Below are 22,900 nucleotides of genomic sequence, written 5' to 3' on the forward strand. Positions count from 1 at the left end.
ATCGCAAGCCGCTTAGTCGCGGGGCGTCACGGTCAGCCAGACCCCGCCTTCGGGGCGCAGCGTCAGGATCATGCGCGGCTGCGGCTCTCGCCCCGGCACGCGGGCAAAGCGGAACCGCGCCAGCAGCGTCGACAGGATGATCACCGCCTCCTGCAGGGCAAAGCTGGCGCCGATGCAGATGCGCGGCCCCGCGCCGAAGGGCAGGAACGCATAGCGGTCGGGCGCGGTCAGAAAGCGGTCGGGGTCGAAGGCGTCGGGCCGGTCCCACAGCAGGTGATGCCGGTGCAGCGCATAGATCGGCATCATGACCGTATCGCCGGGATTGATCTGGCGTCCGCACAGCGTGTCGCGGGCCTGGGCGGTGCGCGACAGGAAAGCCGCGGGCGGGTACAGGCGCAACGTCTCGTTCACGATGCGCATGGTCAGGGGAAGCGCGCCCAGATCGGCGGCGGTGGCGGCGCGGTCGCCCAAGGCACAGCGCGCCTCCTCGGCGGCGGCCTCCTGGATGTCGGGGGCAAAGGCCATCAGGTACAGCGCCCAAGCCAGCGTCAGGGCGGTCGTCTCGTGCCCCGCCACGATGAAGGTCAGCAGGTTGTCGCGCAGCTCGTCGCGGGTCATCGTGCGCCCGGTCTCGGGGTCCTGCGCGACCAGCAGCAGGTCCAGCAGGTCGGGCGGCCCGTGCTTTTCGACGGCCTGCGCGCGGGCGGCGATGGACTGGTCCGCGATGGCCTTCATCCGCTTCAGCCCTGGACCGGAAAACAGCCGCCCCGGCCGCGGCAGCCAGGCGGGCAGGCCCAGCACGTCCATCAGCGACAGTTTGGCCGTCTGCGCGATATAGGCGTCGATCGACTGATGCACCGCATCGCGGTCGAACATCCCGTCGCCGGAAAAGGTCACATCGGAAATCACGTCGAAGGTGGCGGCCACCGTCTCCTGGAACAGATCGACCGGACCGCGCGCGCCCGCCAGACGGCGGCAGGACGCCTCGGCGGCGGCGGTCATCACGGGGCCAAGCGCCTCGACATGGCGTTGGGCAAAGGCCGGGGCGGCGGCGCGGCGCTGCCAGCGCCAATGCGCACCCTCGGCCACGAACAGGCTGTCGCCGATGGCCGGGTTCAGGATCAGCTTGGTCGTAACCGATTTCGGATAGTCGTCCAGCTTCTCCTTGAGGATCCGGCGCAGGGCGGTCGGGTCCATCACCATGTGCCAACTGACGCCGGTCTTGCCCGACACGATGGGCTGGCGCGTGGCGATGGCGGGGATCAGTTCCAGCACGTTGCGGCGCGCGGTCATGGCCGTGCCCCACAGGCCAAGGGGGACGGTCGCCAACGGCACCTTGGCGGGATCGGCTTGGGGCAGGTCGAACATGGCGGCGGCCTCTGGCTGGGGCTGTCCTACAAAGCTGGGGCCGCGGGGGCTGCGGGTCAACCGTTGGACAGCGGCCCAGATGTCGCGGGCAGCAGGGCCGCGACCGCCGCCGCCTGCACCGCGCGCGTCAGCCCGGACAGCCGATCCGCAGCCAGCCGCCCGATCTGCCAGTACAGCGACACGTCCAGCGGCGTGCCCGGCACCATCTGCACCAGCCGACCCGAGGCCAGGTCATCCGCCACCAGCATCTCCGGATTCAGCCCCCAGCCCAGCCCCGCGCGGCACGCATCCACGAAGCCTTGGGTCGAGGCGAGGCCATGCGCGGGCAGCACCGGCGATTGCCCCGTGACCTGCCGCACCCAAGCCAGCTGCAGCCCGTCCTTGCGATCAAAGGCCAGCGCCGGCGCACGGGCCAGCGCCGCCGCCGTCACCCCGTCAGGGAAATGCCGCCGCATGAAATCGGGGCTGGCCGTCGCGTGATAGCGCAGTCGCCCCAAGGGCCGCACCGCGCAGCCCTGCACCGGGCTGTCCAGCGATGTCACGGCGGCCAGCACCCTGCCCTGCCGCAGCCCATCGGCGGTGTGCTGTTCGTCGTCGATGGCGATCTGGAACAGGTGCCCGCTGTCGCGCGCATGGGCGGCCAGGGCGGGCATCAGCCAGGTGCCCAGGCTGTCGGCATTCGTCGCGATCGTCACCGTGACCCGCGCGGCATCCCCGTCGGCCATCCCCGGCAGGTGGTGCGCCAAGGTCTGTTCCAGCATGCCCACATGGTCCATGTGGCGGCACAGGCGGGCTCCGGCTTCGGTCGCGGTACAGGGCTGTCCGCGACGGATCAGGACGGTGCCCAACCGCTCCTCCAGATTGCGGACCCGCTGCGAGATCGCCGAAGGCGTCACCCCAAGAGCCCGCGCCGCGGCCTCGAAGCTGCCGGTCCGCACGATCGTCGCAACGGCACGGGCAGCGGCATAATCCAGCATCAGTTTTCCTTACCCGGCCTTAGCAGCATGAGTTTGTCTAATCCGCCACGGGCGGCTAGATCAACCCCGACCCCATGACCGGAGACGCCCCATGAGCCCTGCGATCTTTCTGACCGGCCTGATGACGGGCCTCAGCCTGATCGTGGCGATCGGTGCGCAGAACGCCTTTGTGCTGCGCCAAGGCCTGCGCGGGGATCATGTGCTGGCGGTCTGCCTGACCTGCGCGCTGTCGGATGCGGTGCTGATCGTGCTGGGCGTCACCAGCTCTGGCTGCATCGCGCAGTTGCTGCCCTGGATCGACCCGGTGATGCGCGTGGCAGGGGCGGCGTTCCTGATCTGGTACGGGGCGCGCAGCCTGCGCGCGGCGATCAGCGCGACCGGGGCGCTGGAGGCAGGCGGCGGGCGCGGACCGGGCGGGCTGCGGCGAACGGTGCTGGCCTGCTTGGCGCTGACATGGCTGAACCCGCATGTCTATCTGGACACGGTCGTGCTATTGGGCACGATCTCGACCCGGTTCGCGGGGGACCGCGACGCGTTCGCGGCGGGCGCGGTGACGGGATCGTTTCTGTTCTTCTTCGCCTTGGGTTATGGCGCCGCCTGGCTGCGGCCGGTCTTTGCCAATCCCACTGCCTGGCGCGTCCTAGAGACGGTGATCGCCGTCGTCATGTGGTCCATCGCCGCCAAGCTACTGCTGGGGTGACGCACCACATGAAAAAGGCCCCGCAATCGCGGGGCCTTTGCAGACAATGCATGAGGATCAGATGTCGTCGCCCAGCTTGCCCTTGACGGTGCCCGACACGTTCTGTGCGGTCCCCTTGGCCTGCTGGGCCTTGCCTTCGGCTTCCAGACGCTCGTTGTCGGTCATCTTGCCGATGCCCTCCTTGACGTTGCCTGCCAGCTTGTTCCCTGCGGCTTTCGCCTTGTCGGTCATCTCGCCCATGGGGATCTCCTTGATGGGTATGTCTCTGTGGGGAATGAACGCCCGACACGCATGCGGGTTCCGCGCATGAAAAGGGCCCGCCCCCGGATCGGGAACGGGCCTTTGCGGCAATGCGGTGGCCGCGATCAGGCGGCGGCTTTGGCCTGTGCCACGATCGCGCCGAACGCATCGGGTTCGTTCACGGCCAGGTCGGCCAGGACCTTGCGGTCAACCTCGATGCCGGCTTTCGACAGCAGGTTGATGAAGCGCGAATAGGTCATCTCGGCATCGACGGCGCGGACGGCGGCGTTGATCCGCTGGATCCACAGCGCGCGGAAGTTGCGCTTGCGGTTCTTGCGGTCGCGGGTCGCGTACTGGTTGGCCTTGTCGACGGCCTGGGTGGCGGTGCGGAAGTTGCGCGAGCGCGCGCCATAGTAGCCCTTGGCTTGATCAAGGACTTTCTTGTGACGGGCGTGGGTCACCTTGCCGGATTTAACGCGGGACATGTGTGGTTCTCCTGATCAGCGAGCGTAGGGCATGTATTTCTTGACGATCTTGGCATCCGCATCCGACAGGATGGTGGTGCCGCGCGCGTCGCGAATGAACTTGGTCGTGCGCTTGATCATGCCGTGGCGCTTGCCGGCCTGACCTGCCTTGACCTTGCCCGAGGCCGTCATCGAGAACCGCTTCTTGGCAGCGGATTTGGTCTTCATCTTCGGCATTTTCATCTCCTTCATCAGAGTGAACGCGCGGCTCGGCAATGCCATGTCGGCCGGCCGCACGGGAACGGAAGCGTCGCCTTACACAGGCGCGCGGGAATGCGCAAGGGGTCAGGACGCGGGCGTGCCGCCGGTGACCGTGTCCAGCGCGGCCGGGATGTCGGCCGGGCTGAAGGGTTCGGGATCCATCCAGGCCCCCGCGAACAGCAGCACAATCCCGCCCAGAAGCGCCAGGATCGCCGCGCGCGGCGGCTGCGTCTGCAGCAGCTGGACCACCGCCAGCACCACGGACAGAAGGCACAGGGCAACCCCTGCCAGCAAAAGAAGATCGGACATCACCACCCCCCGGGTTTCAAGGCCCCAGCGTTATTCCGGGTCGGTGGCGAAGATCAAGCGGTCATCGCAGGGCGCGATGCGCAGGATGTTCGTCGTGCCCGGCACGTTGAAGGGCACGCCCGCCATCACCACGACCTGCCGCGTCTCATCGGCAAAGCCGTATTCGCGGGCGGCGCGGGTGCCGATGATCACGGCCTCCTTGAAGCGCGACATGCGCGGGGTCGTCACGCAATGCGTCCCCCAGGTTAGCACCATGCGGCGCGTGACCGTCAGGATCGGCGACAGCGCCAGGATCGGCACGCGGGGCCGTTCGCGGGCGATCAGGCTGATCGTCTTGCCCGACTGGCTGAAGGCGCAGATGGCGGCCACGTCGGTCGTCTCGGCGATCTCGCGCGCGGCGGTCACGATGGCGTCGGGGACCGACGACAGGCTGGCCTTGCGCGCCGCCTCGATGATCGAGCGATAGTTCGGGTCGGCCTCGACCGACCGGGCGACGTTGTCCATCGTGCGCACGGCCTCGACCGGGAAGCTGCCGGCGGCGCTCTCGGCGGACAGCATGACGGCGTCGGTGCCTTCATAGATGGCGTTGGCGACGTCGCTGACCTCGGCGCGGGTTGGCATCGGGCTGTCGATCATCGATTCCAGCATCTGCGTGGCCACGATCACCGGCTTGGCGGCGCTGCGGCACAGGCGGACCAGGCGCTTCTGGATCGGCGGCACCGAATGGACCGGCAGCTCGACGCCCAGGTCGCCGCGCGCGACCATGATCCCGTCGGACGCCTGCAGGATCTCGTCAAAGGCGCGCACGGCCGCGGGCTTCTCGATCTTGGACAGGATCGCGGCGCGACCCTTGGCCAGGGTCTTGGCCTCCTCGACGTCCTCGGCGCGCTGGACAAAGGACAGGGCCAGCCAGTCCACGCCCAATTCGCAGGCGAATTCCAGGTCGGCGCGGTCCTTGTCCGACAGCGCGGCCAGCGGCAGCACCACGTCCGGGACGTTCACGCCCTTGCGGTCGCTGATCGCACCTGCGACCGTGACCACGCAATCGGCGAAATCGGGTCCGCATTTCTGCACCGTCAGGCGGATCTTGCCGTCGTTGACCAGCAGTTCCGATCCCTCGATCAGGGCCGCGAAGATCTCGGGGTGCGGCAACGAGACGCGGGTCGCATCGCCCAGATCAGGCGACAGGTCAAAGCGGAAATGATCGCCCACGGCCAATTCGTGCGGCCCGGCCGCAAAGGGACCCACGCGCAGCTTGGGGCCCTGCAGGTCGGCCAGGATGGCGATGGGACGGCCCGTCTCGGCCTCGATCTCGCGGATCGTGTCGTGGCGTGCCCGGTGATCGTCATGGCTGCCATGGCTCATGTTCAGGCGGAACACGTCGGCCCCGGCATCGAACAGGGCGCGGATCATCTCTTTCGACGATGATGCCGGTCCCAGGGTTGCCACGATCTTCACGTTGCGATGTCGTCTCATCATCCCGCCCTTGTCTCAGGTTTAGCGCTATCTATGCCGCAAATGCCGATGGTCGGCAACTGGCGTCTGTCCGCCATCCGTCGTAGACAGCCTGCATCATGACCGATGACACGACAGCGACGCCCTTCCGCATCCTGGGTCAGGACCGCCCCTCGCGGTGGCTGATCACCTGCGATCACGCAACGAACCGCGTGCCCGATTGGGTCGGCGGCGGCACTCTGGGCATCGCGCCCGCCGACATGGCCCGCCACATCGCCTACGACGTCGGCGCGGCCGGGTTGACCGAACGGCTGGCCGAACGGCTGGACGCGCCGGCGATCCTGTCCGATTTCTCGCGCCTGGTGATCGACCCGAACCGCGGAGAGGACGACCCCACCCTGCTGATGCGGCTCTATGACGGGACGGTGATCCCAACGAACCGCCTGGCGGACACGGCCGAACGCCAGCGCCGGCTGGACCGGCTGCACCGCCCCTATCACGCGGCGCTGGCCCGGGTCGCGGCGCTGCACCCGGACCGCTGCATCTGCGCCGTCCACAGCTTCACCCCGCAGCTGCGGGGGCGCCCGCCGCGGCCGTGGCAGGTCGGCATCCTCTATTCGCATGCCGATCCGCGTCTTGGCCCCGCGATGGTCGCCGCCTGCCGCGATCAGGGCTGGATCACCGGAGAGAACCAGCCCTATGACGGGCATCTGGACGGCGACAGCGTCGATCGCCACGCCTTGCGCCACGGCCGCCCGAACATGCTGATCGAGGTCCGCAACGACCTCATCGCCACCCCCGAAGGCCAGCAGATCTGGGCCGACAGGCTGGCGCCGGTGATCACGAAGGTGCTGGCCGACAGCGGGTTGTGACGCCGCCGGGGGGTGAGGGGGGCTGGCCCCCCGCCGTCGCGGGACGCAACTCAGACCCCGGTCTTCAGGCTCTCTTCCAGATAGATCTCGCGCAGGCGCGTGGCCACCGGGCCGACCGTGCCCGCCCCAACGCGCGCCCCGTCGATCGACACGACCGGCATGACGAAGGCCGACGCCGAGGTGATAAAGGCCTCGTCCGCCTCCTGCGCCTCGGCAATGGTGAAGGCGCGCTCCTCGACCTGCATCTGTGCCTCGCGGGCAAAGCGCAGCACCGCCGCGCGGGTGATCCCGTGCAGGATGTCGTGGCTCAGTTCCCGCGTCACGATCGTGTTGCCCTTGACGATATAGGCGTTGTTCGAGGTCCCCTCGGTCACGCGCCCGTCCTCGACCATCCAGGCATCGTCCGCACCGCGCGCCCTGGCCTCCATCTTGGCCATCGACGGGTACAGCAGCTGCACCGTCTTGATGTCGCGCCGACCCCAGCGCAGGTCATCGACGCTGACGACGCTCCACCCGGTCTTGGCCGCGGGGGCGTCGGCCAAGCCGGGCTTCGATTGCGTGAACATCACCACCGTCGGCACCGTGTCCGCGGACGGATAGGCAAAATCGCGATCGCCCGGATTGCCGCGGGTCACCTGCAGATAGACCAGCCCGTCGGTGATGTCGTTCCGCGCCACAAGGTCGCGATGCGCGGCCAGATACGCATCGTCCGACAGCGGGTTGGCGATGGCCAGTTCCGACAGCGACCGCTTCAGCCGCACCATGTGCCCTTCGAAATCGATCAGCTTGCCACCCAGCACGCTGACCACCTCATAGACGCCGTCGGCCATCAGGAACCCCCGGTCAAAGACTGATACCATGGCCTGATCCTCGGGGGTGTAATCACCATTCACATAGACCGTCCGCGTCATCGCTGCCTCCGTGCCGTCGCGTGTTCGGGCCCGGTCCTGCGCCCAAAGCCCCGCTGCGTCAAGAACCGCGCCCGATGCCGCATTGCGGAAATAGGGCTTGCTGCAACCGCAGCGCAACATTATTACCGATGGCAGGCCCGAATCTTGTCGAACAGGACCCTGCCATGAGCTTTCGTCAACAGCCCCTGCCCCCCGCGCGTCTGAACCGCTGTCAGCTGTTCGGCCCCGGATCGCGCCCCGCGCTGTTCGCCAAGATGGCCGCCTCTGCCGCCGATGTCATCAACCTGGACCTGGAGGATTCGGTCGCGCCCGCCGACAAGGACCAGGCGCGCGCCAACATCATCGCGGCGATCAACGGCGTCGACTGGGGCACCAAGACGCTGTCGGTGCGCATCAATGGGCTGGACACGCCCTTCTGGTACCGCGACGTGGTCGATCTTCTGGAACAGGCGGGTGATCGGCTGGACCAGATCATGATCCCCAAGGCGGGATGCGCGGCCGACATCTATGCCGTCGATGCGCTGGTCACCGCCATCGAACGCGCAAAGGGCCGCACCAAGCCGATCGCCTTCGAGGTCATCATCGAATCCGCCGCCGGCATCTGCCATGTCGAGGAGATCGCGGCCGCGTCCCCGCGCCTGCAGGCGATCAGCCTGGGGGCTGCCGATTTCGCGGCGTCCATGGGCATGGCCACCACCGGCATCGGCGGCACGCAGGAGAATTACTACATGATCCGGGACGGCCAGAAATACTGGCCCGATCCGTGGCACTGGGCCCAGACCGCCATCGTCGCGGCGTGCCGCACGCACGGGCTGCTGCCTGTGGACGGCCCCTTCGGCGACTTCAGCGACCCCGAGGGGTTCCGCGCCCAAGCCCTGCGCAGCGCCACATTGGGCATGGTCGGCAAATGGGCCATCCATCCCAGCCAGATCGCGCTGGCCAACGAGGTGTTCTCGCCCAGCGAGGCCGCCGTCACCGAGGCGCGCGAGATCCTGGCCGCGATGGAGAAGGCCAAGGCCGAAGGCGCCGGCGCCACCGTCTACAAGGGCCGCTTGGTTGACATCGCGTCGATCAAGCAGGCCGAGGTGACCCTGCGCCAGTCCGACCTGATCGGCGCCTGAAGACCCCCCGCGGGCCGGACCAGTGGAGGGGAACGGCCCGCACCACGAGGGAGGAGAGGCCCCGCGAGTGATCGCGGGGCCTTATCGCATGACCGCGGGTGAGGCCTGCCGATGGCCGGACCATGGACGGTCCTGGCCACGGCAGCCATCCCGGTCAGCCGCCCTGGACCTTGCTTCCCCTCGAACTCCAGCAGTACCGCCCACCGCGCATCCCGGTATGTCCGAAGGGTGACGCGACGCGCGCCGTCAACCGGCGCGCCGGCGCGGGCGTCGCCTTAGCAGGCGTTACCTCGTGGCGGCGGAAGCGCAAGCGCAGCGCGGTTCCTCATTCGCACGCATTGCTGTTTCTACAGCCATCCGGCCGATGCAGGTCCAAAGTCGGCTTGCCAGGGACAAAATGACCCTCTGGATTGCTCCCACCGATCAAACGCCGGAACAGTTCCGGTCATCCGATGGGCGCGCCGTCGGTCACCCTGCAATATCGAGCACCGCCCTCCGCTGCCGCCGTCTGCGGTCCGTTGTCCACCATTGAATCTTGTACCGCCCGGTGCCGTGCATTGGAGCGGGCTCCAAGCCTCCAGCTCCGCCTCGACGATCAACGACGTTGGGCCATAGGATACATTGACCACATGCGCCGGCCCGCCGATCAGGCCGACTGATCGATCCCGCGGATGGCATACCCGGACGGCTCGACAGCCAGAATGGCTACAAGCTGTATCATGCAGTGCCCCCGACGATTGCCACGTAAGCCCATCAAGACGTGCAGACGCGGGATTAACATTGCAGGGAGACCCTACGCCGCTGCCCCGCAGCCAAGATGATCGGCGATCACGCGCGCCGCAGCTTCCTGAACGCGGCCGAGGCGCCCCAGCCGGCGATCACCGCCACCGCCAGCGACATCAAGCCATAGAGCAGCGGCTGGTCGAAGGCCAAACGGTACAGCCAGCGTTCCAGGCCCACCTTGCGCACCTCGATCGCGGCGCCATAGGCGTCGATCACCGCCCCCTCCCGCAGCAGGAAGATGCGGGCGCGGTAATCGCCCTCGATCAGGTTGGCAGGCAGGCGGATGTCCGTGCGGAACAGCGTGTCCTCGACCAGGGTCACGGCCCCCTCCTCCATCCGGTAATGGCCGTTCTGCTGGCGCAGGCGCAGCAGGGCCTGGGTATAGGGCAGAGTATCCTCGACCTCGGGGGCGCCGGCGAAGGCGCGCAGCACCAGCGGCAGCGAGATGCGGTACCGGTTGTCCCAGTCCGGCGCCAGGATGTCGTCTAGGGGCCGCGTCGTCGCCACCGCATAGAAGCTGGGCGCGGCCCCCACATCGACGCGTTCGGTGTTGACCCAGATGCCGAAGCGGCGGGCCTTCTGCCAGATGGTCAGCGGTTCGGACGGGGCCTCGATCGTCACGATCACGTCTAGGGGGCCGTCAGGAATCGGCGTCTCGCGCCGCACGGCCCCATAGATCAGGATGTCGCTGCCATCAAAGCTGGTCGTGATCGCCACGGCGCTGTTCGACAGGCCCGCCACCACCTGCTCCCCCCCCTGGTCGGCGGGGGCGACCGGATCACCGCGCGGCGACCCCGGATCGGGGAACAGCGGCCAGACCTGGGGGGCGTCCACCGGGGGGATCAGGCCCGCATCCGGGTCCGTGGGCATGGTCGATCCCGCCCCTTGCGCCATCAGCGCACCGGGCAGCAGCGCCAGCATCATCGCCAGGACGACCCCCCGCATCATTGCCCCCGCGTGGTGATGACGAACAGGTCGTCAGGTGTCAGGAACAGGTCCAGCGCCAGCTTGCCGCAGACCGCCAGCACCAGAAGCGCCAGCAGGATGCGCAGCTGTTCGGCCCGCAGGCGTGCGCCCAGCGTGGTGCCGATCTGCGCGCCGATGACGCCCCCCACGATCAGCAGCACCGCCAGCATCACGTCGACCGTGTTGTAGCTGACCGCGTGCATCAGCGTGGTGAAGGCCGTCACGAAGGTGATCTGGAACAGCGAGGTGCCGACCACGACCTTGGTGGGCATGCCCAGCAGATAGATCATCGCGGGCACCATGATGAAGCCGCCGCCCACGCCCATGATCGCGGCCAGGATGCCGACCGCGACCCCGACGATCAAAGGCGGGATCACGCTGATATACAGGCCCGAGGCGCGGAACTTGACCTTCAGCGGCCAGCGGTGGACCCACATGTGCTGGTGCAGGCGCCGCCGCCCGGTGGGGTTTCGCGCGCGCAGCAGGGCGCGCAGGCTTTCCTGCAGCATCATCGCGCCGATCAAGCCCAGAAAGACGACGTAGCACAGCTGGACGACCAGCTCGACCTGGCCCAGCTGCTGCAGGATGTTGAAGACCAGCACCCCTAGCCCGGACCCGACCATGCCGCCCGCCAGCAGCACGCCCCCCATGCGGAAGTCGACGGTCTTGCGTTTCATGTGCGCCAGCACGCCCGACACGGACGATGCGACCACCTGGTTCGCGCCCGTCGCCACCGCGATGGCCGGGGGGATGCCGATGAAGAACAGCAGCGGCGTGATCAGGAATCCCCCGCCCACGCCGAACAGGCCGGACATGACGCCGACAAGCCCGCCCAGCCCCATCAGGGTGAAGGCGTTGACCGAGACCTCGGCGATGGGAAGATAGATCTGCATCGCATCCCGGCCCGTTGCGCACCGTCCCACGATGCAACGCGGCGCGCCCGACGTCAAACCGCTTCCGTCCTGCGGCGCAGGAACGGGTTGAAGCAGAAAGCCGCCCCCGCTAAGCAGATCGGGTCACATCCGCGTGCGCAGGGGCGCGGTCAGCCGGAACAGGGGACAGGATGCGCATTCTCATCACCAATGACGACGGGATCAACGCCCCGGGCCTTGAGGTGCTGCACCAGATCGCCACCGAACTGGCCGGCCCGCATGGCGAGGTCTGGACCGTCGCGCCCGCGTTCGAGCAGTCGGGCGTGGGTCATTGCATCAGCTATACCCACCCCACCATGGTCGCCCGCCTGGCCGAACGCCGCTATGCCGCCGAGGGCAGCCCCGCCGACTGCGTGCTGGCGGCCCTGGGCGACATCGTGGGCGCGGCCCCCGACCTGGTGCTGTCGGGCGTCAACCGCGGCAACAATGCCGGAGAGAATGCCATGTATTCGGGCACCATCGGCGGCGCGATGGAAGCCGCGCTGCAGGGCCTTCCCGCGATCGCGCTGTCGCAGTACCTGGGCCCGCGCACCGCGGACCTTGCCGACCCCTTCGAAGGCGCGCGCACGCATGGCGCCGCGGTGATCCGCCGCCTTCTGGATCATGGCGACTGGTCGACGGATGCCGACTTCCGCCTGTTCTACAACGTGAACTTTCCGCCGGTCCCGGCCGCGGAGGTCCGGGGCCTGCGCGTCGCACCCCAGGGCCAGCGCCAGGGATCGCGCTTTGCCGCTCAGCCCTACAGCGCGCCGAACGGGCGCCGGTTCATGTGGATCGCGGGCGGGTCGCAGCAGGCGCCGGCGCGCGACGGGACCGATGTGGCCGCCAACATGGAGGGGTTCGTCTCGGTCACGCCGATGCGGGCGGACCTGACCTGCCATGCGTCGCTGGACCGACTGGCGGCGGCGCTGGACGATCCGCTGGCACGGGCCGCCGAATGAGCGACGAGGACGACGACGCGGAACGCAAGATGCGGTTCGTCTTTCAGCTGCGGTCCCGCGGGGTCACCGATCCGCGGGTCATGGCCGCGATGGAGGGGATCGACCGCGGCCTGTTCGTGCGCGGCCAGTTCGCCGACCGCGCCTATGAGGACACCCCCCTGCCCATCCCCTGCGGCCAGACGATCAGCCAGCCCTCGGTCGTCGGCCTGATGACCCAGGCCCTGGACGTCGGTCCCCGCGACACCGTGCTGGAGGTCGGCACCGGTTCGGGATACCAGGCCGCGGTCCTGTCGGGACTGTGCCGGCGCGTCTACACCGTCGACCGCCACCGCCGCCTGGTCCACGAGGCCGAGGCGATCTTTCGCGAACTGGGTCTCTACAACATCATCGCGCAGGTGGCCGACGGATCGCGGGGCCTGCCCGACCAGGCCCCCTTCGACCGCATACTTGTGACCGCCGCGGCCGAGGATCCGCCCGGGCCCCTGTTGGCACAGCTGAAGATCGGCGGTATCATGGTGGTGCCTGTCGGACAGTCGGACGCGGTCCAGACCCTGATCCGCGTGACGCGGACCCAAGAGGGTTTCGATTACGACGAGTTGCGGCAGGTGCGGTTCGTTCCGCTGGTCGAGGGGTTGGGCCAGACATGACCCCCGGCCACCATCAGGCAGGCCGAGGACAGGACCATGACAAGACGTGATATTCGGACCGGCTGCGCCATGCTGGCCGTGCTGGCGCTGACGGCCTGCGGGCCGGACGGCAGTTTCGACCCCGACCTGCGCGGGCTGATCGGGGGCATGGACACCGCCCCCGCGGCCGCAGCCGCGGCACCCCGTCCGGCGCCCGACGCGCGCGGCGTCATCAGCTTTTCCAGCGGCCAGGTCGCGGTCGCGCAGGCGGGCGACACGCCCGCATCGATCGCCGCCCGGCTTGGGCTGGATGCGGCGGCTTTGGCCGCCCACAATGCCCTGCCCGCCGACGCGCCCCTGCTGGCGGGTGCGGTCCTGGTCCTGCCGACGCAGGTCGCCGCCGGTGCGCCCGCGGGGGCCGCGACCGGTGGCGGCACGGCGATCGTGACCGACCCCTTTGCCGGCAGCGCCCCGGCCAGCCCCACGCCGCGGCGCGCCGCCCCGGCCCCTGCCGCCGCTGCAAACCCGGGCGAGCATGTCGTCGCCGCCGGAGAGACGGCCTGGGCCATCGCGCGCCGCTATGACGTCAGCGTCCAGGATCTGGCCAGCTGGAACGGCCTGCCGGCCGACATGAGCCTGCGGACCGGCCAGCGTCTTCTGGTGCCGCAGCCCGGCCAGAAACCCGACAGGCTGGCCACGACGGCCCCCGGCGCGGGGAGCCCGACCCCGACCCCGCCATCGGCCACGCGTCCCCTGCCCGCCGAGGAGACCCCACCCGCGGGAGCCCCCGCCCCCGACACGCCCCAGACCGACCTGGGATCCACGCGGACGGCGGCATCGGGCGGCGGCCAGTTCCGCATGCCGGTCCAGGGGTCAATCATCCGGGTCTATGAAAAGGGCCAGAACGACGGGATCGACATCGCGGCCTCGGGCGGCACAGCGGTCACCGCGGCAGGCAGCGGCCAAGTGGCCGCGATCACCCGCGACAGCGCGGGCACGCCGATCATCGTGGTCCGCCACGAGGGCGACCTGATGAGCGTCTATACCAACCTGGGCGATGTCGCCGTCGCCAAGGGCGACAGCGTCAGCGCGGGACAATCCCTGGGCCAGGCGGGCGACGCGGGCTTCGTCCATTTCGAGATCCGCCGGGGGTTCGAAAGCGTCGACCCCGAGCGGTACCTGAACTGATCCCCGGACGGGGATCAGAGATGCGTCAGGCGTTCATCCAGCGCCGTCGCGATCTCGCGTCGCACCACGGCACGCAGGTTGCCCGAAAAGCGGGCGCCCATCTCTCCCTCCAGCTCCTCGCGGATCATCTCCTGCAGGTGGGCGCGCATGGTCTTGTCGTCCATCATCTGCGCGACGGTCTGGGCAACGATCTGCGCGACCGGCAAATGCGGCAGCGCGGCGGCATCGCCCGCCCGCGGACGGTCGGGACCGTCGCCCGCGGGCGCATGGGCCTGCGGCGCAGGGACGACATCGGCGGCCGCTGATCCGCAGACCTGCGCAGGACCGACGGCCGCATCCTGGGCGGATGCCTGGGCGGGCATCGCCGGCGGCAGCAGGCGCCACAGCAGCCAGTCGCCCCAGGCAGAGAGCAGCCGTGCGATGCGGGACCGGGGCGCCGCTGCGGCCGGGATGACCGCCGGTGCCACGGCAGGCACCACGACCTCCTCGGTCAGGGCATCGGCGATGGGCGCCTCGGCGACCGCGTCAGGCAGGGCCAGCGCCGCTGCCATCCTGCCGCGGGCCTTGCCTGTCGCGCGCCGGGGCCGCGACGGCGGGACGCCGTCGTCCGGCAGATCCGCGACCGCCCTGCGCAGATGCGGGGCCAGCTGGATGACCGAGGCCGTGCTGCCCGCCAGCATGCCCCGCGGGGTCGGATCCTGAGACAGGCGGTGCAGCATCGGGCGCGCGTCGCTGTGAATCACGGGCTGGCCGTCGATCATGTGCCGGATGCTTTGCATTTCGGCACGGATGCGGGCGATTTCCTGGGCGGCCTGTCCGATCGGCTGATCCTGGGTCAGGACCGGCAGGGTGACGACCTGAGCGGGCTGCGCCTGCACGACCTTGCGGGTGCGCGCGCGGGCGGGTTTGGCCTCCGGGTCGGCCTTGGCGCGGGGGGCCTTGGCACGGGCAGGCTTGGTGGCGGGGGCGGCCGCATCGGCCTTGGCACTGCGGCGGCGGGGTGCCTTGGGCGCCGCAGCGGCCTTGGCGGTGCTGCGCCGCGGTGCGGGGGTGTCGGTCGCCGAATCCTCGACGGGGGTCATGCGGCGCGCCTCAGTCATGGCGCACCGCCGGGGCCGGATCAGTTCCGGCCGATGGCGCGCAGCACGCGGTCCAGGCTTTCGCCCTGCTTGCTGGTTGCGGGCGCGTCCCGCACAGCATTGTAATATTGCGATGGGTCATAGGTGGGTATCCCCAGTTGCAGGTTTTCTACCGTCAACAGACCCATAGCAGCCAGAAGTTGATAATGAGCTAACTGCAGATTCGATTCCGCGGAAATCCGGTCGGCCCGCGCCTCCAGCAGCGATTGTTCGGCGTCCAGCACGTCCAGCGTGGTCCGCGCACCCAGCAGCGCCTCCTCGCGGACGCCGTCATAGGCCTGCTGCGCGGCCGAGATCTGCTGGTTGATCGCGGTGATCTGCGCGCGGGCGACAGCGATGTTCGCCCAAGTCTCTCCGACCTGCTGGCTGATCTGGCGCGCGGTGTTCAGCAGCGCCGAACGCGCCTGGTCGCGCTGTGCCATCGCGCGGCGATGCGCGGCCGACAGGCGCCCGCCCGAATACAGGGTCTGGCTCAGTTCCAGCCCCACAGACGACGAATTGCGGCTGCCATAGCGGCCGCCCAGGCTGGCTTCGGGCGCACGGGTCACGCCGACGCTGGCCGTGCCCGACAGGGTCGGGTTGCGTTCGGCGGCGGCGGCGGCAACGCCGATCTCGGCCGCGGCGGCCTGGCGTTGCGACTGGCCGATGGCGGGGTGGGTGCGCTGCGCGATCTGGCGTGCCTCGTCCAGGGTGGCGGGCAGGTTGGGCAGCGGCGGCGGCGCGTCCAGGCGACCCGGCTGGCGGCCGGTCACGGCCAGATAGGCCTCGCGCGCGATCTCCAGCTGGCCGTTGGCGGCAGCCAGCGCGGCGCGGGTCGCCGCCAGCTGCGCCTCGGCCAGCGCCACGTCGGTCACGGTGATCTCGCCCACGTCGAATCGGTCCTGCGCGGCCTGGCGCTCGCTGGACAGGACGTCGACCGAGTTTTCCTGCAGCCCGACCTGCTGGATGGCCTCGCGCACGTCGAAATAGGCGACGGTCGCGGCCAGCAGGATGTCCTGTTCGACCCCCACCAGCGCCTGTCGCGTGGCCAGGACCTGTTCCTTGGCCCCGTCGATGGCCAGCTGCGAGCGTCCGAAATCATAAAGCGTCAGCTGCGCGCCAAGGGACAGCGAGGTCGAGCGCACGGTCGTGCCCCCCTCGGTCCGCGAGGCGGACTGGCGCGCGACCCATTCGACGACCGGGCGCAGGGCCGCCACGGAGGCCGCGACATCCTCGTCGGCGGCGCGCAGGACGGCGCGGTTCTGTTCGATCAGCGCCGAATGGCGATAGGCCGCCACCATGGTGTCGGCCAGCGATTCGGCGCGGGCGGGCAGTGCCGCGGCCAAGGCCAGCAGCGCACCCCCCGCGAACCGCGCAAGCGGGGTCACAGTGCGAACCCGCGTTGCAGGCCGAACCCGGGCAGCATCGGAGCCTTGGCGTTGAACGAATAACGCCAGCTGAGCTGGCCGTTCTGCCGGGTGCCGATCCGGGCGACGCCCAGCGCGCCCTCGACGAACAGGGCGGCGACGCGGCCGCCCTCGCGCAGCTGCTCGACGATGGCGGCGGGGATGTCCTGGACCGCGCCCTCGATCAGGATCACGTCATAGGGCCCCTGCTTGGGCGCGCCTTCGGTCAGGGGGGCGTGCAGGACGGCGACGTTGTCGATGCCCGCCTCCGACAGGCGCTGTTCGGCCTCGGAGGCCAGTTCAGCGTCGTCCTCGATCGCGACGACGGCCTCGGCCATGCGGGCCATGACGGCGGCGGAGTAGCCATAGCCGCAGGCCAGGTCCAGGACCAGCTCGTCGGGCTGGATGTCCAGCGCATCGACCATCTTGGCCAGGGTCCGCGGCTCCAGAAGGACGCGGCCGTGGCCGATGTCCAGGTTCTCGCCGGAATAGGCGACAGAGCGGCGGCTGGCGGGTACGAACTCCTCGCGCGGAATGGTCAGCATCGCGTCGATCACCGGGAACTTGGTGACGTCACTGGTGCGCACCTGCGTATCCACCATCGTCGTGCGGCGCGCGGCGAAATCGCTCATGTCGGGGAACCTCTGCTGGACCTGTTTGGCCGACTATTGCCATGTTTCCCGCAGTTGGGCAACGCAGGACATCGGCCCCGCGCTTCGCGTCTTGCAAGGGTCGCGGCAATCCGCTAGGACACGGCCACTCTCGACGGCGGCGGGTTGGCGGAGAGGTTACGCACCGGATTGCAAATCCGTGAAGACCGGTTCGATTCCGGTACCCGCCTCCACCTCATCCTGACCGAGGGGACCTTCCTGCATGATCTATGACGCCACGACCCGCATCGCCGAGGCCGCGCTGTGCCTGCGCGCGCGGTTGGGCGGATCGCGGGCGCTGCGCGAGCGTCTGGTCTGCACGGGCGCGCCCGGCCCCGCCGCGATCTGGCTGCACGCCGCATCCGTCGGAGAGCTGACCTCGGCCCGCGTGGTGATCGAGGCATTGGCCGCGCGCCACCCCCTGGCGGTCACCACCAACAGCGAGACGGGCCGCGCGCTGGCGCAGGACTGGGGCCTGCCCGCGCGGCTGGCGCCCCTTGACCTGCCCGGCGCGCTGACGCGCTTCCTGGATGCCGCGCGCCCCGCGCTGGCGATCACCGTCGAGGGAGAGTTCTGGCCGCTGCGGTCGCGCCTGCTGGCCGAACGCGGCATCCGCCAGGCGATGATCGGCGCGCGCATGTCGGAACGGTCGGCGGGCACCTGGGCGCGGTTTCCGCGCATCATCGGGCCGATGCTGGGACGCGTCGCGGCCCTGTCGGCGCAGGATCAGGGCAGCGAGGCGCGCCTTCTGAACCTGGGCCTGCCGCCCCGCGCGCTGCTGCCGCGGCTGGACCTCAAGCTGCTGGCCCCTGCGGCGCAGCCCGCGCCCCCGGACAGCGCGGCCCGCGACCGGGTGATCCTGGCGGCATCGACGCATGAGGGCGAGGACGGGCCGGTGCTGGACGCCTTTGCCGCGCTGCGGGATGCCCGGCCCAACCTGCGCCTGATCCTGGCGCCGCGCCATCCCGACCGGGGGGATGCCATCGCGGCACTGATCGCGGCGCGCGGCCTGTCCTTCGCGCGCCGCAGCGCGGGCGCGGACGATGCGCCGCCGGGCGGCGTGCTGTTGGCCGACACCCTGGGAGAGATGGCGCGCTGGTACGCGCGCGCCGGGATCTGCATCATCGGCGGCAGCCTGCAGGACCATGGCGGCCACACCCCGTGGGAGCCCGCGGCCCATGGCTGCGCGCTGATCCACGGGCCCCATGTCGGGAACTTCGTCGAGGCCTTCGATGTGCTGGACGGGCACGGCGCGGCGCGACCCGCGGGCGATCTGGCGGCGACCCTGTCGCGGCTGACCGACACGCCCCACGAGGCCCGTGCGATGGGCCGCGCGGCGCGGGCCGTGCTGGTGGACCGGGCGGGCGATCCTGCGGCGCTGATCGCGCGGCTGGACGATCTTGCACGCGCCCCCGGCGGACCCGATATAGGGATCATCTGACAGGAGTTGTTGCGATGATCCGCTATGCCTTGCGCTGCGACCAGGGGCATGATTTCGACGGCTGGTTCCGGTCCTCGGACGGGTTCGAGGCGATGCGCGATGCGGGTCAGGTCGGCTGCGCGGTCTGCGGCGCCACCAAGGTCGACCGGGCGCTGATGGCCCCGGCGGTCAGCGACAAGACCCTGACCGCCCCCCGCAACCCCGCCGAGGCCGCCTTGCAGGCGCTGCGCCGCAAGATCGAGACCAGCTCCGACTATGTCGGCCTGTCCTTCGCCGAGGAGGCCCGCGCGATGCACGAGGGCACGCGGCCCGCCCGCGCCATCCATGGCGAGGCCCGCCCCGAGGATGCGCGCAAGCTGATCGAGGACGGCGTTCCCGTGGCCCCCCTGCCCTTCGTCCCGCGTCCCAAGACGAACTAGCGCCGCCCCTTGCGGTTCGCGCGCACCGCCCCTAAAAGCCCCGCCGACGCACATCCTTTGGCTGGAGGCCCTTGATGCCGCTTCTGGTAATGAAATTTGGCGGCACCTCGGTGGCCGATCTGGACCGGATCAAGAACGCCGCCCGCAAGGTGCAGCGCGAGGTCGAGCGGGGCTATGACGTGATCGTCATCGTCAGCGCCATGTCCGGTAAGACGAACGAACTGGTCGGATGGGTCGAACAGACCTCTCCGCTGTTCGACGCGCGCGAATACGACGCGGTGGTCAGTTCCGGAGAGAACGTGACCGCAGGCCTGATGTCCCTGACCCTGCAGGAGATGGGCGTGCCTGCACGCAGCTGGCAGGGCTGGCAGGTGCCGATCAACACGACCGCCGCCTATTCGGCCGCGCGCTTCGTGGACATCCCGCGTAAGAACCTGGACCAGAAGTTCGCCGAAGGCTTCAAGGTCGCCGTGGTCGCGGGCTTTCAGGGCCTGTCGCCCGAAGGCCGCATCACCACGCTTGGCCGCGGCGGATCGGACACGACCGCGGTGGCGTTCGCCGCCGCCTTCGATGCGGAACGCTGCGATATCTATACCGACGTGGACGGGGTCTATACCACCGATCCGCGCATCACCTCGCGCGCGCGCAAGCTGCCCCGTATCGCCTTCGAGGAGATGCTGGAGCTGGCATCCCTTGGCGCCAAGGTGCTGCAGACGCGGTCGGTCGAGCTTGCGATGCGCTACAAGGTGCGCCTGCGGGTGCTGTCCTCGTTCGAGGATACCGACGAAAATTCCGGCACGCTGATCTGCGATGAGGATGAAATCATGGAATCGAAAGTCGTCAACGGTGTCGCCTCGTCGCGCGACGAGGCCAAGATCACCCTGGTCACGGTCGAGGACCGTCCCGGCATCTCGGCCGCGATCTTCGCGCCTCTGGCCGATGCGGGCGTGAACGTCGACATGATCGTTCAGAACATCTCGGAAAAGGACTATGACGATCACCCGGGTTCGGTGACCGACATGACCTTTTCCGTGCCGATCAACCAGGTCGAGCGCGCCAAGCGTGCGATGGAGGAGGCCCGCCAGGCCGGCCACATCGCCTATGACGAACTGGTCGTCGACACCGAGGTCGCCAAGGTGTCCGTCGTCGGCATCGGCATGCGCAGCCATGCGGGCGTCGCCGCCCGCATGTTCAAGGCGCTGGCCGATGAAAACGTCAACATCAAGGTCATCTCCACCTCCGAGATCAAGATTTCGGTGCTGATCGATCGGAAATACATGGAACTGGCCGTGCAGGCGCTGCATGATGCCTTCGAACTGGAGAAGGCATAACGCCCTCTGGTTGGTTCCCCGGTCGGGGACGCGCGTAACGGCAGAAGGCGGGGCAGGCGATGCAGGATCGCACCGACAGCGACTCTCGCAAGCTGCTGAAGCGGCTCAAGGAAATCTTGGCCGCGGCGGGCGGTGGGCAGGATCGGCTTGACCAGATCACCCACCACATCGCCGATTCGATGGGCACCGAGGTCTGCTCGATCTATCTGTTCCGCGATGCCGACACGCTGGAACTGTGCGCGACCGAAGGGCTGCGCCCCGAGGCCGTCCACCAGACCCGGCTGCGCCTGGGCGAGGGTCTGGTCGGCCGCGTCGCCCGTACCGGGCGCAATGTGAACACCGCGAACGCCCCCGCCCAGCCCGGCTTCCGGTTCATGCCCGAGACCGGCGAGGAGGTGTTCCCCGCCTTCCTGGGCGTGCCGATCCAGCGGGTCGGGGAACGGCTTGGCGTCCTGGTCGTGCAATGCGCGACCGCCCGGCAGTTCTCCGAGGACGAGGTCTATGGCCTGGAGGTCGTGGCCATGGTCCTGGCCGAGATGACCGAACTGGGCGCGTTCCAGGGCAGCCAGTCCGACAGCCTGCCGCTGGCGCACCGCTTTCCGCTTCTGGTGCGCGGCGCCACCGGGCAGGAGGGCGTGGCCGAAGGGCGCGTCTGGCTGCACGAGGCGCGCGTGGTCATCGCCAACCCGGTCGGCGACGACCCCGACAAGGAACTGGCCCGCCTGCACGAGGGCGTGGAGACCCTGCGCGAGACGGTCGACAGGATGCTGGGCGCGGTCGACATGGGCGACGGCGATCATGCCGCGGTCCTGGAGACCTATCGGATGTTCGCCCATTCGCGCAGCTGGCTGAAGCGCATGGAGGAGGACATCCGCCTTGGCCTTTCGGCCGAGGCCGCGGTGGAGAAGGAGCAGTCCGGCGCCCGCGCCCGGCTGGAGATGGCCGCCGACCCCTATCTGCGCGATCGCCTGCACGATCTGGACGACCTGTCCAACCGCCTGCTGCGCATCCTGACCGGACAGGGACACGACACCGGCGCCGAGATGCCCGAACGCCCGATCCTGGTCGCCCGCAACATCGGCCCGGCCGAGCTGCTGGAATACGGGCGTCGGCTGAAGGGCGTCGTGCTGGAGGAGGGATCGGTCGGCAGCCACGCGGCCATCGTCGCCCGCGCGTTGGCCATTCCGCTGGTCATCCACGCCACCCGCATCACCACCGAGGCGCTGAACGGCGACCCGATCCTGGTCGACGGCGATCAGGGCGTCGTCCACCTGCGCCCCGAGGAGACCGTTCACAAGGCGTTCCTGGACAAGATCGCCATGCAGGCCGAGGCGCAGGACCGCTATGCCGACCTGCGCGACCAGCCCGCCACGGGCACCTGCGGCACCACCATCCAGATGTTCATGAACGCTGGCCTGATGGCCGACCTGCCCTCACTGGAGGGGTCGGGCGCCGAGGGGGTGGGCCTGTTCCGGACCGAACTGCAGTTCCTGGTCCGCAGCCACGTCCCCCGGCGCGCCGAGCTGGCCGGTCTGTATGCGCGCGTCATGGACAACGCCCAGGGCAAGCCGGTGATGTTCCGCACGCTGGACATCGGGTCGGACAAGGTTCTGCCCTACATGAAGCCGCAGGACGAACCGAACCCCGCGATGGGGTGGCGCGCGATCCGCGTGGGGCTGGACAAGCGCGGCGTGCTGCGGATGCAGCTGCAGGCCCTGATCCGCGCCAGCGTGGGCCGGCCCCTGCACGTCATGTTCCCCTTCATCGCGGACATCACCGAATACGAGGCCGCGCACCGCATCCTGATGCAGGAGATGGCGCGCGAACAGCGCCTGGGGCATTCCATGCCCAGCGACATCCGCGTCGGCGCCATGCTGGAGACGCCGTCGCTGGCCTTCGCACCCAAGCGGTTCTTCGAGATGTGCGACTTCATCTCGATCGGCGGCAACGACCTGAAGCAGTTCTTCTTTGCCGCCGACCGCGAGAACGAGCGGGTCCGCCGCCGCTATGACACGCTGAACGTGTCGTTCCTGTCGATGCTGCGCCAGATCATCGCGCGCTGCGCCGATGCCCGCGTGCCGCTGTCCTTTTGCGGCGAGGATGCCGGGCGGCCGGTCGAGGCGCTGGTCTTTGCGGCTCTGGGCATCCATCGCCTGTCGATGCGGCCGGCGTCGATCGGACCGGTCAAGCACCTCATCCGGCGCATCAGCATCGTCGAGCTGGCCCGCGTCATCGAGGAGGCCGAGGCCGAGGGCCTGACCAGCGTGCGCGGCCCCGTGACGGCCTGGCTTGCACGACAATGAACCGATAAGGCCGATTCCTGCTTGCCCGGCGGGCCCATATCGGCCGATAAGCGAGCAAACCGCCCGGCACGCTTGCTGCACTGCGGCGTGCCCCGTATATTCGCTTATCCTTGTCGAG

General features: G+C 69.3%; 23 protein-coding genes and 1 tRNA gene. 11 read left to right on the plus strand and 13 right to left on the minus strand.

The window, feature by feature from the left end; translation table 11 throughout:
* Window positions 1-12: 12 nt before the first annotated feature.
* Entirely contained in the window at window positions 13-1,368 is a 1,356-nt protein-coding gene (locus tag LZ686_RS15100; RefSeq protein WP_349548328.1) for a cytochrome P450, read from the minus strand.
* Between the two features lie 56 nt (window positions 1,369-1,424).
* The gene (locus LZ686_RS15105; RefSeq protein ID WP_349548330.1) at window positions 1,425-2,345 is read right to left on the minus strand and encodes a LysR family transcriptional regulator ArgP; all 921 of its coding nucleotides are present in this window, start codon (window positions 2,343-2,345) and stop codon (window positions 1,425-1,427) included.
* Between the two features lie 91 nt (window positions 2,346-2,436).
* Between LZ686_RS15105 and LZ686_RS15110 the strand changes: the two genes are divergently transcribed.
* A complete protein-coding gene (locus tag LZ686_RS15110; RefSeq protein WP_349548331.1) occupies window positions 2,437-3,045 on the plus strand; it encodes a LysE/ArgO family amino acid transporter in 609 nt (202 codons plus the stop codon).
* Window positions 3,046-3,102: 57 nt separating this feature from the next.
* Here LZ686_RS15110 and LZ686_RS15115 read toward each other — a convergent pair whose 3' ends face one another.
* The 5 genes from LZ686_RS15115 to pyk form a co-directional block, all read right to left on the minus strand.
* Entirely contained in the window at window positions 3,103-3,285 is a 183-nt protein-coding gene (locus tag LZ686_RS15115; protein ID WP_045981490.1) for a CsbD family protein, read from the minus strand.
* Window positions 3,286-3,410: 125 nt separating this feature from the next.
* Window positions 3,411-3,770, minus strand: coding sequence for a 50S ribosomal protein L20 (gene rplT / locus LZ686_RS15120; protein ID WP_045981489.1), 360 nt, complete (start codon window positions 3,768-3,770; stop codon window positions 3,411-3,413).
* Window positions 3,771-3,785: 15 nt separating this feature from the next.
* A complete protein-coding gene (rpmI, locus tag LZ686_RS15125; RefSeq protein WP_042244892.1) occupies window positions 3,786-3,986 on the minus strand; it encodes a 50S ribosomal protein L35 in 201 nt (66 codons plus the stop codon).
* 108 nt (window positions 3,987-4,094) lie between these two features.
* Window positions 4,095-4,319: a hypothetical protein gene (locus LZ686_RS15130; RefSeq protein ID WP_282029513.1), complete on the minus strand. Its 225-nt coding sequence runs from the start codon at window positions 4,317-4,319 to the stop codon at window positions 4,095-4,097.
* 30 nt (window positions 4,320-4,349) lie between these two features.
* Window positions 4,350-5,795 (minus strand): pyruvate kinase, encoded by a 1,446-nt coding sequence (pyk, locus tag LZ686_RS15135; protein WP_046000136.1) that lies wholly within the window; start codon window positions 5,793-5,795, stop codon window positions 4,350-4,352.
* 98 nt (window positions 5,796-5,893) lie between these two features.
* Between pyk and LZ686_RS15140 the strand changes: the two genes are divergently transcribed.
* Window positions 5,894-6,646 carry an N-formylglutamate amidohydrolase gene (locus tag LZ686_RS15140; protein ID WP_295169541.1) on the plus strand — a complete coding sequence of 251 codons (753 nt, stop codon included), beginning with the start codon at window positions 5,894-5,896 and terminating at the stop codon, window positions 6,644-6,646.
* A gap of 50 nt (window positions 6,647-6,696) precedes the next feature.
* On the opposite strand, the gene LZ686_RS15145 is transcribed toward LZ686_RS15140, so the two are convergent.
* Window positions 6,697-7,557 (minus strand): D-amino-acid transaminase, encoded by an 861-nt coding sequence (locus LZ686_RS15145; RefSeq protein ID WP_349548332.1) that lies wholly within the window; start codon window positions 7,555-7,557, stop codon window positions 6,697-6,699.
* Between the two features lie 164 nt (window positions 7,558-7,721).
* On the opposite strand from LZ686_RS15145, the gene LZ686_RS15150 reads away from it, so the two are divergent.
* On the plus strand, window positions 7,722-8,678 hold the full coding sequence (locus tag LZ686_RS15150) for an L-malyl-CoA/beta-methylmalyl-CoA lyase (protein ID WP_349548333.1): 957 nt from the start codon (window positions 7,722-7,724) through the stop codon (window positions 8,676-8,678).
* Window positions 8,679-9,506: 828 nt separating this feature from the next.
* Here the strand turns inward: LZ686_RS15150 and LZ686_RS15155 are convergent.
* Window positions 9,507-10,406: a TIGR02186 family protein gene (locus LZ686_RS15155; RefSeq protein ID WP_239441281.1), complete on the minus strand. Its 900-nt coding sequence runs from the start codon at window positions 10,404-10,406 to the stop codon at window positions 9,507-9,509.
* The gene (locus tag LZ686_RS15160) at window positions 10,406-11,320 is read right to left on the minus strand and encodes a sulfite exporter TauE/SafE family protein (protein ID WP_349548334.1); all 915 of its coding nucleotides are present in this window, start codon (window positions 11,318-11,320) and stop codon (window positions 10,406-10,408) included. The genes LZ686_RS15155 and LZ686_RS15160 overlap by 1 nt, the downstream gene beginning before the upstream one ends.
* 170 nt (window positions 11,321-11,490) lie before the next feature.
* Between LZ686_RS15160 and surE the strand changes: the two genes are divergently transcribed.
* Genes surE through LZ686_RS15175 form a run of 3 tightly spaced genes read left to right on the plus strand, consistent with a single transcriptional unit; the run spans window position 11,491 to window position 14,114 of the window.
* Window positions 11,491-12,300: a 5'/3'-nucleotidase SurE gene (gene surE / locus LZ686_RS15165; protein ID WP_045981482.1), complete on the plus strand. Its 810-nt coding sequence runs from the start codon at window positions 11,491-11,493 to the stop codon at window positions 12,298-12,300.
* The gene (locus tag LZ686_RS15170) at window positions 12,297-12,947 is read left to right on the plus strand and encodes a protein-L-isoaspartate(D-aspartate) O-methyltransferase (RefSeq protein WP_045981481.1); all 651 of its coding nucleotides are present in this window, start codon (window positions 12,297-12,299) and stop codon (window positions 12,945-12,947) included. The genes surE and LZ686_RS15170 overlap by 4 nt, the downstream gene beginning before the upstream one ends.
* 36 nt (window positions 12,948-12,983) lie before the next feature.
* Window positions 12,984-14,114 carry a LysM peptidoglycan-binding domain-containing protein gene (locus tag LZ686_RS15175; protein WP_349548335.1) on the plus strand — a complete coding sequence of 377 codons (1,131 nt, stop codon included), beginning with the start codon at window positions 12,984-12,986 and terminating at the stop codon, window positions 14,112-14,114.
* Window positions 14,115-14,128: 14 nt separating this feature from the next.
* Here LZ686_RS15175 and LZ686_RS15180 read toward each other — a convergent pair whose 3' ends face one another.
* The 3 genes from LZ686_RS15180 to LZ686_RS15190 are packed head-to-tail and all read right to left on the minus strand — an operon-like array spanning window position 14,129 to window position 17,270.
* A complete protein-coding gene (locus tag LZ686_RS15180) occupies window positions 14,129-15,214 on the minus strand; it encodes a hypothetical protein (RefSeq protein WP_349548336.1) in 1,086 nt (361 codons plus the stop codon).
* 20 nt (window positions 15,215-15,234) lie between these two features.
* On the minus strand, window positions 15,235-16,620 hold the full coding sequence (locus LZ686_RS15185; protein WP_349548337.1) for a TolC family outer membrane protein: 1,386 nt from the start codon (window positions 16,618-16,620) through the stop codon (window positions 15,235-15,237).
* Complete coding sequence (locus tag LZ686_RS15190) at window positions 16,617-17,270, minus strand: protein-L-isoaspartate O-methyltransferase family protein (RefSeq protein ID WP_045981477.1); 654 nt, start codon at window positions 17,268-17,270, stop codon at window positions 16,617-16,619. The genes LZ686_RS15185 and LZ686_RS15190 overlap by 4 nt, the downstream gene beginning before the upstream one ends.
* A 138-nt stretch (window positions 17,271-17,408) precedes the next feature.
* On the opposite strand from LZ686_RS15190, the gene LZ686_RS15195 reads away from it, so the two are divergent.
* From LZ686_RS15195 to ptsP, 5 genes are all read left to right on the plus strand, one after another.
* Window positions 17,409-17,482, plus strand: a tRNA-Cys gene (locus LZ686_RS15195).
* 29 nt (window positions 17,483-17,511) lie between these two features.
* Window positions 17,512-18,729: a 3-deoxy-D-manno-octulosonic acid transferase gene (locus LZ686_RS15200; protein WP_349548338.1), complete on the plus strand. Its 1,218-nt coding sequence runs from the start codon at window positions 17,512-17,514 to the stop codon at window positions 18,727-18,729.
* Between the two features lie 14 nt (window positions 18,730-18,743).
* Window positions 18,744-19,148, plus strand: coding sequence for a DUF1178 family protein (locus LZ686_RS15205; protein ID WP_045981475.1), 405 nt, complete (start codon window positions 18,744-18,746; stop codon window positions 19,146-19,148).
* A 74-nt stretch (window positions 19,149-19,222) separates the two neighbouring features.
* The gene (locus tag LZ686_RS15210) at window positions 19,223-20,479 is read left to right on the plus strand and encodes an aspartate kinase (protein ID WP_045981474.1); all 1,257 of its coding nucleotides are present in this window, start codon (window positions 19,223-19,225) and stop codon (window positions 20,477-20,479) included.
* A gap of 59 nt (window positions 20,480-20,538) precedes the next feature.
* Entirely contained in the window at window positions 20,539-22,782 is a 2,244-nt protein-coding gene (gene ptsP / locus LZ686_RS15215) for a phosphoenolpyruvate--protein phosphotransferase (RefSeq protein WP_127897964.1), read from the plus strand.
* The last annotated feature ends 118 nt before the right edge of the window (window positions 22,783-22,900 follow it).

The sequence above is a fragment of the Paracoccus sp. NFXS7 genome (genome assembly GCF_040148865.1).
Lineage (GTDB): Bacteria > Pseudomonadota > Alphaproteobacteria > Rhodobacterales > Rhodobacteraceae > Paracoccus > Paracoccus marcusii.